This window comes from Nonomuraea sp. NPDC001699, from assembly GCF_053596455.1.
Map to the genome: position 1 here is coordinate 187,110 of NZ_JBSFGF010000016.1, position 16,015 is coordinate 203,124.

A 16,015-nucleotide genomic window follows, 5' to 3' on the forward strand; every position below is an offset into this window, starting at 1 on the left:
CTCCAGTCAGTAATCACTTGCACAGGTGGCATGCATCGCACCACACCCTCTGGGCAGCGGCAAGACCCAGCCGCGAAACGGTCGGTCCGTTCACGTAGAGTGATCGACCAGGTGCCGTACGTGTCTTGGGGGGGCGCGCATGAGCAAGGGCGGAAGGACCTTCTTCGGGCATCCGTGGGGGCTGGCGACACTGTTCTCCACCGAGATGTGGGAGCGCTTCAGCTGGTACGGCCTGCGGGCGATCCTGGCCACGTTCATGGCGGCCTCGCCGGCCCACCGGGGCCTGGGCATGTCCCAGGAGACCGCGCAGGCGGTGGTCGGCGTCTACGGCGCGCTGATCTACCTGGTGGCGCTGCCCGGCGGCTGGATCGCCGACCGCATCCTGGGGGCGCGCCGGTCGGTGTTCTGGGGCGGGTTCGTCATCATGCTGGGCCACATCAGCATGGCGATCCCGGTGACGACGTCGTTCTTCGTCTGGCTCGGGCTGCTGCTCATCATCAGCGGCACCGGCCTGCTCAAGCCAAACATCTCGGTCATGGTCGGCCGCCTGTACGGCGAGGACGAGGACGGCCGCAGAGACGCCGGCTTCTCCCTGTTCTACCTGGGCATCAACCTGGGCGCCTTCTTCGCGCCGCTCGTCGTCGGCTGGCTGGCCGACGGCGACCGCTGGCACCTGGGCTTCGGCGCCGCCGCGGTCGGCATGGCCCTCGGCCTCCTCCAGTACGTCTGGGGCGGCCGCAACCTGCGCGGCATCGGCGAGCGTCCCGGCGTCCGGCTGACGCCGCCCGAGCGCCGCCGCTTCGGCCGGCTGGCCGGGGTGGGCGCGGCCGCGACGGCCGTCGCGCTCGGCGTGTGGGCGGCCACCGGCACGCTCACGATCGACCGTCTGGCGCTGGCGATCACGATCGTCATCCTGATCGTGCCGATCGTCTACTTCGCCTACATCCTGATGGGCAGCCACAACCTCACCGACGAGGAACGCGGCCGGATGAAGGCCTACATCTGGCTGTTCGTCGCGGCGGCGATCTTCTGGATGATCTACGACCTGGCGCCGAGCAAGCTGCTGTTCTTCGCCGCCGACCACACCCGGCTGGAATTGTTCGGGGTGCCGATCCAGGCGGCCACGACGCAGTCGTTCAACCCGCTGTTCATCATGATCTTCGTGCCGGTGTTCGCGGCGTTGTGGGTGAAGCTCGGGGTGCGCGTGAGCACGCCGCAGAAGTTCGCGTTCGCGCTGGTCATGGTGGGGCTGAGCTTCGTGGTGATGGCGCTGGCCGCCTCGCTGGCCACCGGCGGGCGGGTGTCGGTGTGGTGGCTGGTGCTGGTCTACCTGATCCAGGTGTTCGGCGAGCTGTCGCTGAGCCCGGTCGGGCTGTCGGTGACGACGAAGCTGGCGCCCGAGGCGTTCAAGGGGCAGATGCTCGGGATCTGGTTCATCGCGGTGTCGGTGGGCGACGCGGTGGGCGGGCAGACCGGGCGGCTCAGCCGCTACCTGTCCGATCCGATGTACTACCTCGTCCTGGCGATCATGGCGATCGCGGCCGGGGTGGCGCTGTTCCTGTTCACGCGGAAGCTGCGGGTGCTCATGGCCGAGCACTACCATGCGGCGGCCATGCCGCCGATCCGGTAAAAACATCCAACGTGTCTGAAATTCTCGACCTTGTCGGTATTTTTGTCTTCGCCTTGACCGGTGCGCTCATGGGTGTGCGCAAGCGGCTCGACGTCGTCGGGATGGGCGTCCTGGCCGAGATGACCGCGCTCGGCGGCGGACTGGTCCGCGACCTCATTCTCAACGTGCGTCCGGCCGCCTTCCAGAGCCTGGGTTACGTGCTGGTGCCGGTGGCCGCCACGGTGATCGTCTTCTTCTGGCATCCGCACGTGGCCCGCGTGATGCCCGTCATCCTCGTGCTCGACGCGGCCGGTCTCGGCCTGTTCGCGGCCGTCGGCACCGAGAAGGCCCTGGAGTACGGCCTCAGCCCCCTGCACGCCGCCATCCTCGGCGTCACGACGGCCGTCGGCGGCGGCGTGATCCGCGACGTGCTGGCCGGCGAGATCCCCACGCTGCTGTACGACCGCCAGCTCTACGCGGTGCCCGCCCTGCTGGGCTCGGCCGTGATGGCGGGCCTGTCGTCGGCGGGGATGCACGGCTGGCCGGCCACGCTGGCCGCCGCGCTGCTGGCCTTCGGCCTGCGCATCACCGCGATGCGCCGCAACTGGCGGGCGCCCTTGGCCAAGGGCGCCGAGGAGCACTCCTAACCCCTCACGCAGCACTTACAGCATCGGCACGAGCGAGTCGGGGTGGCGGCGGGCGCTCGTGGGGCCCTCGGCGCGGGCGCGGGCGATGCGGGCGACGGCATCGGCGACGGTCTCGGGTGGCAGGGTGAACGGCAGGCGCAGGTAGCCCTCCAGAGTGCCTTCCAGGCCGAACCAGGAGCCCGGGGCCAGGCGCACGCCGTGGGAGGCGGCGGCGTCGGCGAGCGTGCTGGAGGTGTCGCCGTTGAGGCGCACCCACAGCGTGCCGCCGCCGCGCGGCGGCGTGTACGTCCAGTCCGGCAGGTGCCGGGCCAGCGCGCCGACCAGCGCCTCGCGCGAGGCGCGCAGGCCGCGGCGGCGTTCGGCGCGGGTCTGCGCCAGCCGTTCGAACAGGCGGGCGGTGACCAGTTGCTCCATCACCGGGCTGGAGATGTCGACGGCCGCGCGATGCCGGGCCAGCCGGCGGGCCAGGGCGGCCGTGGTGCGGATCCAGCCGATGCGCAGGCCGCCCCACCACAACTTGGACGCCGACCCGATGCTGATCACGCGGCTGTCGGTGTCGAAGGCGGCCATCGGCGAGGTGTGCGGCACCTCGTCCAGGGCCAGTTCGCTCCAGGTCTCGTCCACCAGCAGGATGACGTCGTTGCGCCGGGCCGCCCCGGCGACGGCGGCGCGGGTGGCGTCGTCCATGAGGGCGCCGGTGGGGTTGTGGAAGTCGGGCATGAGGTAGGCCAGGCGGACGGCCGACTGCCGCATCGCGGCGGCCATGAGGTCGGGCTGCCAGCCCTCGTGCGAGATGCCGAAGGGTACGATCCGCGCGCCGCACTGGCGGGCCACGTCGATGGCGTGCGGGTAGGTCGGCGACTCGACCAGGACGGGGTCGCCGGGACCGATCAGCAGACCGGCCACGAGCGAGATGGCGTGCTGGGAGCCGGTGGTGACGACGATCTGGTCGGGCCGGGTGGCCAGGCCGCGCTCGGTGTAGCGGGCGGCGATGCGCTCACGCAGGAGCGGCAGGCCCATGGGGTCGTAGCCGTTGCCCATGCCGTACCTGGGCAGGTCGTCCAGGGCCTCGGCCATGGCCTCGCGCAGCGTGGACGGCGCCGACGGGGCGGCGCAGTGGAGCTGGATCAGGCCGTCGTCGCCGGTGCTGAGCCAGGGGTTCTCACGGGTGGTGGCCGGGTCGGGCAGGGTGGTCCAGCTTCCCGAGCCCTGCCTGCTGTCCAGGTAGCCGCGCTCGCGCAGCAGGTCGTAGGCGGAGGTGACGGTCGTGCGGCTGACACCGAGAGTCTCGGCCAGGTGGCGTTCGGCGGGCATGCGGACGCGTACGGGGATCTGGCCGTCCATGATGAGCGCGCGCACGCCGTCGGCCAGGGCGCGATAGTACGGGCGGGCGGCCGGATCGACGTCGACCAGCCGGGCCACCTGCGCTGCCGACAAATGCCTCATAAGGCCACTTTCCAGGATTGGCCCTGTTTTGGCAACCATTGGCCTGCCACTATGAGGCCATCATGAGCGAAGCAACCGTCCCCCGCCTGAGTTCCCTCCCCGCCCGGCTCCTGCGCCTCTACGGCGGCCTGGCCCTGTACGGCGCCGGCATCGGCCTCCAGGTGGAGTCCGGCCTCGGCAACGACCCCTGGGACGTCTTCCACCAGGGCCTGGCCCTCAGGCTGGACGTGTCCATCGGCACGGTCATCATCGGCGTGGGCGCCCTGGTCATGCTGCTGTGGATCCCGCTGCGCCAGCGGCCCGGGCTCGGCACGGTCAGCAACGTGGTGTTCCTCGGCCTGTTCGCCGACGCGGCGATCCTGCTGCTGCCCACGCCGTCCCACCTGGCCGTCCAGGCGCTGTACGTGGCGCTCGGCGTGGTCGCGATCGCGCTGGCCACCGTGCTCTACATCGGGGCCGGCATGGGCCCGGGGCCGCGCGACGGCGTCATGACCGGGCTGATGCGGCTCGGCCTGTCCGTGCGGCTGGCCCGCTTCCTCATCGAGCTCACCGTGCTGGCCGTGGGCTGGCTGCTGGGCGGCAGCGTCGGCGTCGGCACGCTCGTCTTCGCCCTGGCCATCGGTCCGCTGACCCAGCTGTTCACCCGCTGGTTCCCCCTGTCGTGACCCCGCGGCGGGCCCGTCCTGACGCGACAGGCCCGGACCCGGCGCGGGATCACCCGCGCGCGAGTAGCGTCTTCGGCATGCGGATTGAGGACTACGCGCTGATCGGAGACATGCAGTCGGCCGCGCTGGTGGCCAGGGACGGTTCCATCGACTGGCTCTGCCTGCCCAGGTTCGACTCCCCCTCGTGCTTCGCGGCCCTGCTCGGCAGCGAGCGCAACGGCCACTGGTGGCTGGGGCCGTCGGCCCGGCGGCCGGCCACCCGCCGCCGCTACCGGCCCGACACGCTCATCCTGGAGACCGAGTGGGACACCCCGACCGGCACGGTCCGGGTGATCGACTTCATGCCGCCGCGCGACCGGAACCCCGACGTCGTGCGCATCGTCGAGGGCGTCTCGGGCAGCGTCGAGGTCTCCACCCAGCTGCGCGTGCGCTTCGACTACGGGCGCATCGTGCCGTGGGTGCGCCGGACGAACGGCCACCTCCAGGCCGTCGGCGGCCCCGACTCGGTGTGGCTGCACTCCCCCGTGCCGCTCAAAGGCGGCGACTACGCCCACCGGGCGACGTTCACCGTCAACGCGGGCGAGCGGCTGCCGTTCGTGTTCACCTGGCATCCCTCCCACGAGCCGATGCCGCCGCGCATCGACGCCGAGGAGCAGCTCGCCGAGACCGAGGCCATGTGGACCGAGTGGGTGAGCCGGTGCGCCTACCAGGGCCCCTACCGGGAGGCGGTGACGCGGTCGCTGATCACGCTGAAGGGCCTGACGTACGCGCCGACCGGCGGCATCGTGGCCGCGCCCACCACGTCCCTGCCCGAGGACATCGGCGGCGTGCGCAACTGGGACTACCGGTTCTGCTGGCTGCGCGACGCCACGATGACGCTCGACGCGCTGATCAGCTCCGGCTACCTCGACGAGGCCGCCGACTGGCGTTCCTGGCTGCTGCGCACCATCGCCGGCCGCCCCCAGGACCTGCAGATCATGTACGGCGTCGCCGGCGAGCGCCGCCTGCCCGAGCTGCGCCTCGACTGGCTCGACGGCTACGAGGGCTCCCGCCCGGTCCGCATCGGCAACGAGGCCGTCCAGCAGCTCCAGCTCGACGTCTACGGCGAGGTGATGAACTGCCTCTACGTCTCCCGCACCCGCGGCCTGGCCGCCGACGAGCGCGCCTGGTCGATCCAGCGCCAGCTGCTCGACTACGTGGAGGAGCACTGGGACGAGCCCGACGAGGGCCTGTGGGAGGTGCGCGGCCCGCGCCGGCACTTCGTGCACTCCAAGGTGATGTGCTGGGTCGCCCTCGACCGGGCCGTCAAGTACGTCGACAGCTTCGGCCGCACCGGCCCCGTGGAGAAGTGGCGCGCGCTGCGCGACGAGATCCACGCCGAGATCTGCGACAAGGGCTTCGACCCCCACCGCAACACCTTCACCCAGTCGTACGGGTCGTCGGAGCTGGACGCGGCGCTGCTGATGATCCCCGTGGTGGGCTTCCTGCCGCCCGACGACCCCCGCGTGGCGGGCACGGTGGCGGCGATCGAGAAGGAGCTGATGTCCGACGGGTTCGTCCTGCGCTATCCGCTGGCCGCCGACAACGACGTCGACGGCCTGCCCGGCGGCGAGGGCGCGTTCCTGGCGTGCAGCTTCTGGCTGGTGGAGGTGATGGCGATGCAGGGCCGCAAGGAGGAGGCGGAGAAGCTGTTCGAACGCCTGCTGGAGCTGCGCAACGACGTCGGGCTGCTGGCCGAGGAGTACGACCCGCGCTACGGACGCCTGGTGGGCAACTTCCCGCAGGCGTTCAGCCACGTGCCCCTCGTCCACGCCGCCCGCGCGCTGTCGCGGGCCTGACCCGGCGGGAACGGGTTTCCCGCCGCGCGCGGGGTGGGACAAGACCTCGCATGGGTGAGGAGTGGGACCTGGCGGTCGTGGGCGCGGGACCGGCGGGCTCGGCGGCGGCGCTGCGGGCCGTCCAGCTGCGGCCGGACCTGCGCGTGGTGCTGCTCGACCGGGCCGGCTTCCCCCGCGACAAGCCGTGCGGCGACGGCATCGCCGCCCACGGGCGCGACGAGCTGGCCCGGCTGGGGCTGCCCGATCTCATCGACGACTACCGGCCCACGCCCCGGCTGACCGTGGTCTCGCCGGGCGGGCTGCGCGTCTCGGCCGAGGCGGCCCGGCCCAACCACGTGGTGCCGCGCCGGGTGTTCGACGCGCGGCTGGTGGAGGCGGCCGGGGCCCGGGGGGTCGAGGTGCGCTGCCACCGCGTCAGGGAGCTGGCCCGCGACGGGTCCTGGGTCGTCCTGGACGGGCGGCTGCGGGCCCGTACGGTGGTGGCGGCCGACGGGGCCTACTCGGCGGTGCGCCGGCTGATCGGGATGCCCGCGGCGGCCGAGCGGCACACCGCCCTGGCCGTGCGCGGCTACGCCGACGTGCCCGAGTCCGACGACGTGCAGCTCATCGCCATGCAGCGGGCGGGCTGGCCGGCCTACGCGTGGTCGTTCCCGATCGGCGACGGCACCGCCAACGTCGGGTTCGGCATGCTGCTGCCCCGGCTGCGGACGGCGGGGGCGCCGGGCCGCCAGGTGCTGCACGGCAGGCTGGCCGAGCTGCTGCCCGACCGGCCCGCGCGCGACCTGCGCGCCCACCACCTGCCCCTGTCGACCGGGCGGCCCGCGCCGGGCGCCGGGCGGGTGCTGCTCGCCGGGGACGCGGCGGGGCTGATCAACCCGCTCACCGGCGAGGGCATCTACTACGCGCTGCTGTCGGGGCGCCTGGCGGCCGAGGCGGCGGTCGAGGCGCCGGACGACCCGCTGGCCCGGTACCGGGCCAAGCTGCGCGGCGCGCTCGGGCGGCACCTGCGCACGACCGACGTGCTGGCCCGGCTGGCGCAGTCGCCGGGGTTCATCGACGCGGCCATCGGCACCGCCGCGCACCGCAAGGAGGTGTTCGACCTGCTGGTGGAGGTCGGTCTCGGGGCGGGGACGGTGCCCGCGCCGCTGGCCCTGGCGGTCGGGCTGCGCTGGCTGCGCGGCGCGACGGGCCTGCCCCGGGGGCGCCGGGACGGCGTCAGGCGGTGAGGGCGGCGCCGTTGGCGAGCAGCAGGAGCACGTCCACGGCGGCCACGGCCACGGCGGTGACGAACGGCGCCCGCGCGGACCGGCCCGCGAGCAGCGTCCCCCCGACGGCGAGCAGGACGGCGGCCCCCATGGCGAGCCATCCCGCCACGCCGGGACCGCCGGGAGGGCCGAGGACGAGCAGGCAGGTGGCGGCCAGCAGCGGCAGCGGCACCAGCGCCCGTACGCGCGCCGCCCCCAGCCGCTGAGGCCACCCGCGCACGCCGGTCGCCAGGTCATCCTCGATGTCGGGCAGCACGTTGGCCAGGTGCGCGCCCACGCCGAGCAGCGCCGCCGCCACGACCGCCCACCAGGCCGGCCACGGCTCCCCGGGCAGTCCGAGCGTCACGAACGCCGGCAGCACCCCGAACCCGGCCGCGTACGGCGCCCACGACAGGACGGTGGCCTTCAGGCCGAAGTCGTACGCCCAGGCGCCCAGCACGCCCGCCAGGTGCAGCAGTCCCGCCGTAAGGCCGGAGGCGAGCGAGAGCGGCACGCACAGAACCAGCGCCGCCAGCGCGGCCACCCGGACGGCGGTCACGCTCACCGTGCCGTCGGCGACCGGTTTGCCCGCGCGCCCGGCGGCGGCGTCCCGTCCGGCGTCGAGCGCGTCGTTGCACCAGCCGACCGACAACTGCCCCGCCAGCACGGCGGCGGCCACCAGGACGCAGCCGCCCGCGTCCCGGCCCGCCGCCACGGCCAGCGCGGTGACCAGGGCGGTCACGGCCACGGTCGGGCCCGGATGGCAGGCCAGCGCCAGCGCGGCAGCCGTACGGGCCGGCCCGCCGCGCGCCACGGCGGCGGCCGCGGGATCCGGGTCGGTCACACGGTGATCGTAGACCGCAGGACGCGCGGCGAGAATTCCCGCGCGCCGCGTATGGCTTAAATGACCATCCTTGCGGGAAGCGTGCGGGGAGTGAGTGTTGTGGGCGACCTGCCGAGGGAGCACTGCATGACCCGAATCTCCGCAGTCCGTTGTGCGTTCCCTCCTCACCGGTACCCACAGTCCGAGCTCACCGACATGGCCGCCCGCCTGTGCCTGCCCGACGGCGCCGACCGCCGCCTCCTCGACCGCCTGCACCGCAGCGCCCGCGTGGAGCACCGCAACCTCGCCCTCCCCATCGACCGGTACGAGAAGCTGAACGGCTTCGGCGCCGCCAACGACGCGTTCGTCTCCGTCGCGGTCGAGCTGGGGCTGGAGAGCGTGAAGGCCGCCCTGGACGCCGCCGAGCTGGAGCCGACCGACGTGGACCTGATCATGTTCACGTCGGTGACCGGCATCGCCGCGCCGTCCGTGGACGCCCGGCTGGCCGCCGGGCTCGGGCTGCGGCCCGACGTCAAGCGGGTGCCGGTCTTCGGCCTGGGTTGCGTGGCGGGCGCGGCGGGCATCGCCAGGCTGCACGACTACCTGCGCGGCTGGCCGGACCACGTGGCCGTGCTGCTGTCGGTGGAGCTGTGCTCGCTGACCGTGCAGCGCGGCGACTCCTCGCCCGCGAACCTGGTCGCCAGTGCGCTGTTCGGCGACGGCGCGGCGGCCGTGGTCGCCGGCGGCGCCGAGCGCGGCACGGCCGGGCCCGAGGTCGTCGCCACCCGCAGCCACCTGTATCCCGGGTCCGAGCACGTCATGGGCTGGCAGGTGGGCGACACCGGGTTCCGTGTGATGCTGGACGCCAGCGTCCCCGCCGTGGTGCGCCGCCACCTGGCCGACGACGTGCACGGGTTCCTGACCGAGCACGGGCTCACCGCCGCGGACGTGACGGCGTGGGTGTGCCATCCGGGCGGGCCCAAGGTGCTGGAGGCGGTGTCGGAGGTGCTGGAGCTGCCCGCGGGCGCGCTCGACGTGACGTGGCGCTCGCTGGCGGCCAACGGCAACCTGTCGTCGTCCTCGGTCCTGCACGTGCTCGGCGAGACCCTGGCCGGCGAGCCGCCCGCGCCGGGGTCCTGGGGGCTGGTCATCGCGATGGGCCCCGGTTTCTGCTCCGAGCTCGTCCTGCTGCGTTTCTAGCCCGTTCCCTCTACTCCTCCGGCGGTTGACCTGTGACCTGGTATCTGGCGCTCATCGTGCTCGTCGGCCTGGAACGCCTGGCCGAGCTGGTCGTCGCCAGGCGCAACGCCGCCTGGAGCATGGCGCGCGGCGGCGTGGTGACCGGCCGAGGGCACTATCCGTGGATGGTGGCGCTGCACACCGGGCTGCTGGTGTGCGCGCCGCTGGAGGTGGCCCTGGCCGGGCGGCCGTTCGTGCCCGCGCTCGGCTGGCCGATGCTCGCGGTGGTCGTGGCGGCCCAGGGGCTGCGGTGGTGGTGCATCACGGCGCTCGGGCCGCGCTGGAACACGCAGGTGATCGTGGTGCCGGGGTTGCCGCTGGTGCGGCGGGGGCCGTACCGGCTGGCGTGGTTGCGGCACCCCAACTACGTGGCGGTGGCGGCCGAGGGGCTGGCGCTGCCGCTGGTGCACACGGCGTGGCTGACGGCGCTGGCGTTCACGCTGCTCAACGCCGCGCTGATGGTGGTGCGCATCCGGTGCGAGAACGCCGCGCTCGCCGTCGCGGCAGGGGGGTGAGCCGGTGATCGACGTGCTCGGGGCGGGCGGCCGGGAGGTGGGCCGGTGATCGACGTGCTGGTCGCGGGCGGCGGCCCGGCGGGGCTGGCCACGGCCATCCACGCGGCGCTGGCCGGGATGGAGGCGGTCGTCGTCGAGCCGCGCGCCGCGCCGGTGGACAAGGCGTGCGGCGAGGGCGTCATGCCGGGCGGGGTGGCCGCGCTGACGGCGATGGGCGTGCCGGTCGAGGGACGCGGCTTCCGCGGCATCCACTACCTCGACGGGCGGCGGGAGGCGCGGGCGGCGTTCGCCGCCGGGCCGGGGCTGGGCGTGCGGCGTACGAGCCTGCACGGCGCGCTCTGGCAGCGGGCCGCCGAGCTGGGCGTCAAGACGGTCACCGGCCGGATCACCCGCGCCGAGCAGGACCGGGACGGCGTGCGCGCGATCGGGCTGCGGGCCCGCTGGCTGGTGGCCGCCGACGGCCTGCACTCCCCGCTGCGCCGCTCGCTCGGCCTCGACCGGCCGGCCCGCGGCCCCCGCCGGTACGGGCTGCGCAGGCACTACCGGATCGAGCCGTGGAGCGACTTCGTCGAGGTCCACTGGTCGGGCGCCGGGGAGGCGTACGTCACGCCGGTCGGCGACGACCTGGTCGGCGTCGCGGTCCTCAGCTCGGCGCGGCGCGGCTTCGACGAGCACCTGCGCGGCTTCCCCGGCCTGGCCCGCCGCCTGGACGGCCCGGCCGTCACCCCGGTGCGCGGCGCGGGCCCGCTGCGGCAGGGCGTGCGCGCCCGCCGCGCCGGGCGTGTCCTGCTGGTCGGCGACGCGGCCGGTTATGTGGACGCGCTCACCGGCGAGGGCGTCTCGCTGGCCGTGCGATCGGCGGAGCTGCTGGTCGCGTGCCTGGCGGCGGACCGTCCGCAGGACTACGACGGCGCGTGGCTGCGGCTGTCGCGCACGCACCGGCTGCTGACGGCGGCGCTGGTCCAGGCGGCCCGGCGGCCCGGCACGGCCCGGCTGGTGGTGCCCGCGGCGCGCCGGCTGCCCCGCGTGTTCGCCGGCGTGGTCCGCGTCCTGGCCTGAGTCTTCCCGGGGGCCCGGACGTGTGCGGATAATGAACCCCCACGGTCCCCGTCAAGGACGGTCGCCATGACAGACAAGCTCGTGCGGCAGGTGCTCGACCAGGTCCACGGCCCCGACCCGCGGGTCAACGAGATCGTCTCCGCGCTGGTCGCCCACCTGCACGCGTTCGTGGACGAGGTGCGTCCCACCGAGGCCGAATGGCGGGCCGGGCTCGCCTTCCTCGCCGAGACCGGCACGTGGTGCACGCCGGAGCGCGACGAGTTCGTGCTGCTGTCGGACATGCTCGGCCTGACCTCAGCCGTGGACGAGGTCAACCACGCCGGCCCGGAGAACATGACGCCCTCCTCGGTCGAGGGCCCCTTCCACTCCCCCGCCCCCGCCCGCGAGCCCGGCGCGTGGATCAGCGGCGGCCCCGAGCGCGGGCGCGGGACGCCCATGGTCGTGCACGGCCGGGTGCTGTCCTGCGACGGCGTCCCGCTGCCCGGCGCGACCGTGGACCTGTGGCAGGCCGCCGACAACGGCCTGTACGACAGCCAGGACGCCGCCCAGGAGCCCGGCAACCTGCGCGGCCTGTTCACCGCGGACGCCGAGGGCCGCTACTGGTTCCGCACCGTCCGCCCGAGCAGCTACGCGGTGCCCGTCGACGGCACCGCCGGCCGGCTGCTGCGCGCGGTCGGGCGGCACCCGATGCGCCCGGCCCATCTGCACTACCAGGTCATCGCGCCCGGCCACCGGCCGCTGACCACGCACGTGTTCCTGGCCGGCGACCCCTACCTGGGCTCCGACGCGGCGTACGCGGTCAAGGAGGAGCTGGTGCGGCGGCCGGTGCCGCGTACCGGGGGGTGGGACATGGACGGGCCGTACGAGGAGGTGGAGTTCGACCTCAGGCTGGTGCCGCTCAGCCAGGCTCCCGGCCGGTGAGGTCGCCCGGCGGGCGGAGGCCGTCCATGAGCAGGCCGAAGAAGTGGTCGCCGCGCGCGGCCAGCGAGGGGGCCTGCTCGGCGATCCAGCTCACCGCGTTGGCCAGCGCGAACAGGTCGAGCCCCGTCACGTCGGCGCGCACCTCGCCCGTGGCCTGGGCGCGTTCCAGGAGCCGTCCTCCCGCGTGGCGCATCGCGTGGCAGGAGGCGTGCAGCGGCGAGCCCTCGTCGTTGATCGTGGCCATCATCGAGGCGGCCAGCCCCCGGTAGGCGCCCGCGCCCTCGACGAACGCGCGCAGCCACTCCACCAGCGCCTCGCGCGGCGCGGCGGCGCCGGCCAGCGCCTGGGCGCGCTCGGCGAGCCGGTCGAAGCGCTGCCGCAGCAGCGCCTCCAGCAGCGCCTCCCTGGTCGGGAAGTGCCGGTAGAGCGTGCCCATCCCGACCTCGGCGCGGCGGGCGACGTCGCGCAGGGACGCCTCGGTGCCCTGCTCCTCGATGACGGCGGCGGCCACGGCCAGGATGCGCTCCCGGTTGCGCTGGGCGTCCGCGCGCTGGTTACGGGGTGTTTCGGTCATCCGCCACCTTCCGGCCGATTGACAAGTGGAGCAGTGCTCCGATTATGATCCGGAACACTGCTCCGCATCATAGCGGCGCCCGTCTCCCCGAGGAGAATCGACGATGAAGGCCATCCGCGTGCACGAGGTCGGCGGCCCCGAGGTCCTGCGGCTCGAAGAGGTCCCCGTGCCCGTGCCGAAGCCGGGCGAGGTCCTGGTCCAGGTGCGCGCCGCCGCGCTCAACCCGCCCGACTGGTACGCCCGCAGGGGGTTCGCCAACATCCCGCCGTCGATGCGGCCGGAGATCCCGCTGCCCTTCACCCCCGGCTCGGACGTGTCGGGCGTCGTGGCGGCACTCGGCCCCGGCGTCACCGACTGGCGGGAGGGCGACGAGGTGTACGGCCTCGTCCGCTTCCCCCGCGTCGGCGACGAGGGCGGCAGGGGGTACGCCGAGTACACCACCGCCCCGGCCGGTCACCTGGCCCGCAAGCCCGCCACGGTGGACCACGTCGCCGCCGCCGCGGTGCCGATGGCCGGCCTGACCGCCTACCAGTACGTCCACGACATCATCGGCCTGCGGCCCGGCAGCCGGGTCCTGGTCAACGGCGCGGCCGGCGGTGTCGGCCACTTCGCCGTCCAGCTCGCCGCGGACCTCGGCGCACACGTCATCGGCGTCGCCTCCGGCCGGCACGAGGCGTTCCTGAAGAACCTGGGCGTGGCCGAGTTCGTCGACTACACCCGCGTCGCCCCGCAGGACGCGGTACGCGACGTGGACTGTCTGATCGACGCCGTGGGCGGCCCCGACGGCCACCGCCTGCTGCCCGTGCTCAAGGACGGCGGCACGCTCAGCCCGGTCTTCTTCGGCGACTACCACGACGAGGAGGTCGCGCGGCGCGGCATCGTGCGCCGCGGCGGCCAGGTGCACTCCGACGGGGCCCAGATGGCCGCGCTCGCCGAGCTGATCGACGCCGGACGGCTGCGCGTCGGCGTCGACAGCGTCTTCCCGCTGGAGGAGGCCCCGAAGGCGCACGAGCGCGCCGAGCAGGGCCACATCCAGGGGAAGATCGTCCTTCGCGTGGCCTGACCTGGCCCCGAGCGGGCCCGGAGCGGGCCCGCATGGTCCCGCGGTGGGCCTCAGGTCCGGGTCCAGCGCTGGTTGGCGCCGCCGTTGCAGGTCCAGATGACGAGCCTGGTCCCGTTGGCGGTGGCGTTGTCCGGCACGTCGAGGCACTTGTTCGCGCCGACGGCCGTGACCGTGCCGTCGGCGCCGAGCCGCCACTGCTGGTTGGTCTGGCCGTTGCAGTCCCAGATGATCACGCGGGTGCCGTCGGCGGTGCCGCGGTCGTACACGTCGAGGCACTTGCCGCCGTAGACGCGCAGCTCGCCCCCGGCCGTCGGGGTCCACTGCTGGTTGGGGCCGCCGTTGCAGTCCCAGATCTGGACCTGGGTGCCACTGGTCTGGGACGCGCCGGGCACGTCCAGGCACCTGCCGGAGCCGGCGCCCTTGAGCGCGGTGGCCGCCGGGGGCGTGCCGCCGCCGGTGACGACGTACATGGCGGCTCCGTGGGCGGGGACGGAGGCGCTGATCGTGCCCGTCGAGGAGCCGGTCGTGTGGGCCCACAGGTCGCGGACGGCGTAGCCGGAGGCGGCGCCGAGGCCCAGCGCGGAGGCGGTGGTGGAGACGGTGGCCGCCGCGCTCCCCCGGTTGAGCAGCACGACGGCGACCGAGCCGGTGCCCGTGCCGGTCGCGGCCATGGGCTTGCGCCAGACCTCCAGGTTCCCGTTGTCGGCGATCTTGTGCCCCTGCCGGCCGCCCCAGTCCTGGTCGACGGCGATGACCTCGCCGTTGGTGAGGATCGTCCGGGTCTCGGCGCTCATCGAACGCAGGTCGTTGCCCGCGACCAGCGGCGCGTTCAGCAGCGCCCACAGGCTGAAGTGGGCCCGGGACTCGGTGGCGGTGAGCCCGGCGTTGCCGACCTCCAGCATGTCGGGGTCGTTCCAGCCGCCCGGCCCCGAGTACGCCTCCAGCCCGGCCTGGCTGTCCAGGATGCCCATGACCGAGCCCCAGTTGGCCTGGATGTCGCCCGTGGTGCGCCAGGAGTTGCCGACCGGCATGCCCCAGGTCCAGACGCTGTCCTGACCCCAGTTGCACAGGCTGTAGAGGATCGGCCGGCCGGTGGCGGCCAGCGCGTCGCGCATGGCGGTGTAGCGCTGCTGCGCGCTCTGCCCGAGGTGGTCGCCGCAGTTGTCGTACTTGAGGTAGTCCACGCCCCAGGACGCCCACAGGGCCGCGTCCCTGCGCTCGTTGCCGAGGCTGGCCGGGTAGCCGGCGCACGTAGTGGTGCCGGCCGAGGAGTAGATGCCGAGCTTGAGCCCCTTGCCGTGGACGTAGTCGGCGACCGCCTTGATGCCGCCGGGGAACTTCTGCGGGTCGGGGACGAGGTCGCCGGCCGCGCTGCGGGTCCTGGTGGACCAGCAGTCGTCGATGTTGACGTACGCGTAGCCGGCCGCGGCCATGCCGGAGGCCACCATGGCGTCGGCCGTCTGCCTGACGAGGGCGTCGCTGACCGAGCAGCCGAAGCTGTTCCAGTCATTCCACCCCATTTGGGGCGTTCTGGCGAGGCCATTGTCCAGGGCGGAGGCGGGCGGCGCCAGGCCGGGGACGGCGATCAGGCAGGTCGCGGTGAGGGCCAGGGCGAGGGTTGACCGAAGGATCGCACGCATGGGACTCCTTCAACACCGAGGATGAGAACCCAACATGATCCGACTAAATCAAACGGGATCGTCCGTCGGTTTGCGTGTGGAGTCAAGGGGTCTTGAGGGATTCTGTTGCCTGCCGTCCGGCGCGCAAAGGGCTTCCGAAGGGGTGACACGGAGCCCTTCGGGCCGCGTTTCAAGTCGCTGACCTGCGGTTACTATCTGTAGCGGTTAGATCATCGACAGTGATTGGATCGGTGTGATGCGACGACTCATCGCAGCACTTGCCTCTTGCGCCACGATCGGCGCCATTCCGCTCGTCACCGCCGTCCCGGCCGTCGCCGACCCGGGTCCGGAGCCGTTCTTCGCGGCTCCGGGCTACGACGTCAGGGGGCCGTACCTCGGCGACCACGACGACGACCGCTGCAAGGACGACGACCACAACAAGGACGGCCACCACCGGCACCCCTGGGTCGGCGACCTTCTCTGGGACGACGACGACGACCGCCGGAAGGACGACGACCACTGCAAGGACGACGACCACCGGCACCAGTGGGACAACAACCGCCCCTGGGACGGTGACGACGACGACCGCTGCAAGGACGACGACCACCGGCAGCAGTGGGACAACAACCGCCCCTGGGACGACGACGACCGCCGGAAGGACGACGACCGCTGCAAGGACGACGACCACCGGCAGCAGTGGGACAACAACCGCCCCTGGGACGACGACGACCGCCGGAAGGACGACGACCGCTG

The 16,015-nt window shown here is 73.6% G+C and carries 14 protein-coding genes and 1 pseudogene; 11 read left to right on the forward strand and 4 right to left on the reverse strand.

Annotated features, from left to right (window positions below; genetic code table 11):
- The first annotated feature begins 139 nt into the window (after positions 1-139).
- Entirely contained in the window at positions 140-1,630 is a 1,491-nt protein-coding gene (locus ACWCSU_RS36675; RefSeq protein ID WP_357710565.1) for a peptide MFS transporter, read from the forward strand.
- 11 nt (positions 1,631-1,641) lie between these two features.
- Positions 1,642-2,256, forward strand: a complete 615-nt coding sequence (locus ACWCSU_RS36680; RefSeq protein WP_357710563.1) for a trimeric intracellular cation channel family protein — start codon at positions 1,642-1,644, stop codon at positions 2,254-2,256.
- A gap of 15 nt (positions 2,257-2,271) precedes the next feature.
- Here ACWCSU_RS36680 and yczR read toward each other — a convergent pair whose 3' ends face one another.
- Positions 2,272-3,702 (reverse strand): MocR-like transcription factor YczR, encoded by a 1,431-nt coding sequence (yczR, locus tag ACWCSU_RS36685; RefSeq protein ID WP_449941295.1) that lies wholly within the window; start codon positions 3,700-3,702, stop codon positions 2,272-2,274.
- Positions 3,703-3,764: 62 nt separating this feature from the next.
- On the opposite strand from yczR, the gene yczE reads away from it, so the two are divergent.
- The 3 genes from yczE (at position 3,765) to ACWCSU_RS36700 (ending at position 7,431) form a co-directional block, all read left to right on the forward strand.
- Positions 3,765-4,367: a membrane protein YczE gene (gene yczE / locus ACWCSU_RS36690; RefSeq protein ID WP_357710559.1), complete on the forward strand. Its 603-nt coding sequence runs from the start codon at positions 3,765-3,767 to the stop codon at positions 4,365-4,367.
- 77 nt (positions 4,368-4,444) lie between these two features.
- Positions 4,445-6,205, forward strand: a complete 1,761-nt coding sequence (locus tag ACWCSU_RS36695) for a glycoside hydrolase family 15 protein (protein ID WP_357710557.1) — start codon at positions 4,445-4,447, stop codon at positions 6,203-6,205.
- 50 nt (positions 6,206-6,255) lie between these two features.
- Positions 6,256-7,431: an NAD(P)/FAD-dependent oxidoreductase gene (locus ACWCSU_RS36700; RefSeq protein WP_449941296.1), complete on the forward strand. Its 1,176-nt coding sequence runs from the start codon at positions 6,256-6,258 to the stop codon at positions 7,429-7,431.
- Here the strand turns inward: ACWCSU_RS36700 and ACWCSU_RS36705 are convergent.
- Positions 7,421-8,293 carry a UbiA family prenyltransferase gene (locus ACWCSU_RS36705; RefSeq protein ID WP_449941299.1) on the reverse strand — a complete coding sequence of 291 codons (873 nt, stop codon included), beginning with the start codon at positions 8,291-8,293 and terminating at the stop codon, positions 7,421-7,423. The two genes, ACWCSU_RS36700 and ACWCSU_RS36705, sit on opposite strands and share 11 nt — an antisense overlap.
- Positions 8,294-8,419: 126 nt before the next feature.
- Between ACWCSU_RS36705 and ACWCSU_RS36710 the strand changes: the two genes are divergently transcribed.
- From ACWCSU_RS36710 to ACWCSU_RS36725, 4 genes are all read left to right on the forward strand, one after another.
- Positions 8,420-9,472 carry a type III polyketide synthase gene (locus tag ACWCSU_RS36710; RefSeq protein WP_364103877.1) on the forward strand — a complete coding sequence of 351 codons (1,053 nt, stop codon included), beginning with the start codon at positions 8,420-8,422 and terminating at the stop codon, positions 9,470-9,472.
- A 32-nt stretch (positions 9,473-9,504) separates the two neighbouring features.
- Positions 9,505-10,026, forward strand: coding sequence for an isoprenylcysteine carboxyl methyltransferase family protein (locus tag ACWCSU_RS36715; protein ID WP_357710547.1), 522 nt, complete (start codon positions 9,505-9,507; stop codon positions 10,024-10,026).
- Between the two features lie 45 nt (positions 10,027-10,071).
- Complete coding sequence (locus ACWCSU_RS36720) at positions 10,072-11,085, forward strand: NAD(P)/FAD-dependent oxidoreductase (RefSeq protein ID WP_357710544.1); 1,014 nt, start codon at positions 10,072-10,074, stop codon at positions 11,083-11,085.
- 66 nt (positions 11,086-11,151) lie between these two features.
- Positions 11,152-12,006 (forward strand): dioxygenase family protein, encoded by an 855-nt coding sequence (locus ACWCSU_RS36725; protein WP_449941303.1) that lies wholly within the window; start codon positions 11,152-11,154, stop codon positions 12,004-12,006.
- On the opposite strand, the gene ACWCSU_RS36730 is transcribed toward ACWCSU_RS36725, so the two are convergent.
- A complete protein-coding gene (locus ACWCSU_RS36730) occupies positions 11,984-12,580 on the reverse strand; it encodes a TetR/AcrR family transcriptional regulator (protein ID WP_449941304.1) in 597 nt (198 codons plus the stop codon). The two genes, ACWCSU_RS36725 and ACWCSU_RS36730, sit on opposite strands and share 23 nt — an antisense overlap.
- Before the next feature lie 103 nt (positions 12,581-12,683).
- Here ACWCSU_RS36730 and ACWCSU_RS36735 point away from each other — a divergent pair, with 103 nt between their 5' ends.
- Complete coding sequence (locus tag ACWCSU_RS36735; protein WP_449941306.1) at positions 12,684-13,643, forward strand: NADP-dependent oxidoreductase; 960 nt, start codon at positions 12,684-12,686, stop codon at positions 13,641-13,643.
- 50 nt (positions 13,644-13,693) lie between these two features.
- On the opposite strand, the gene ACWCSU_RS36740 is transcribed toward ACWCSU_RS36735, so the two are convergent.
- Positions 13,694-15,283: a lectin gene (locus tag ACWCSU_RS36740; protein WP_357710533.1), complete on the reverse strand. Its 1,590-nt coding sequence runs from the start codon at positions 15,281-15,283 to the stop codon at positions 13,694-13,696.
- A 235-nt stretch (positions 15,284-15,518) separates the two neighbouring features.
- On the opposite strand from ACWCSU_RS36740, the pseudogene ACWCSU_RS36745 reads away from it, so the two are divergent.
- Positions 15,519-16,015: pseudogene (locus tag ACWCSU_RS36745) on the forward strand (hypothetical protein); the annotation flags it as partial.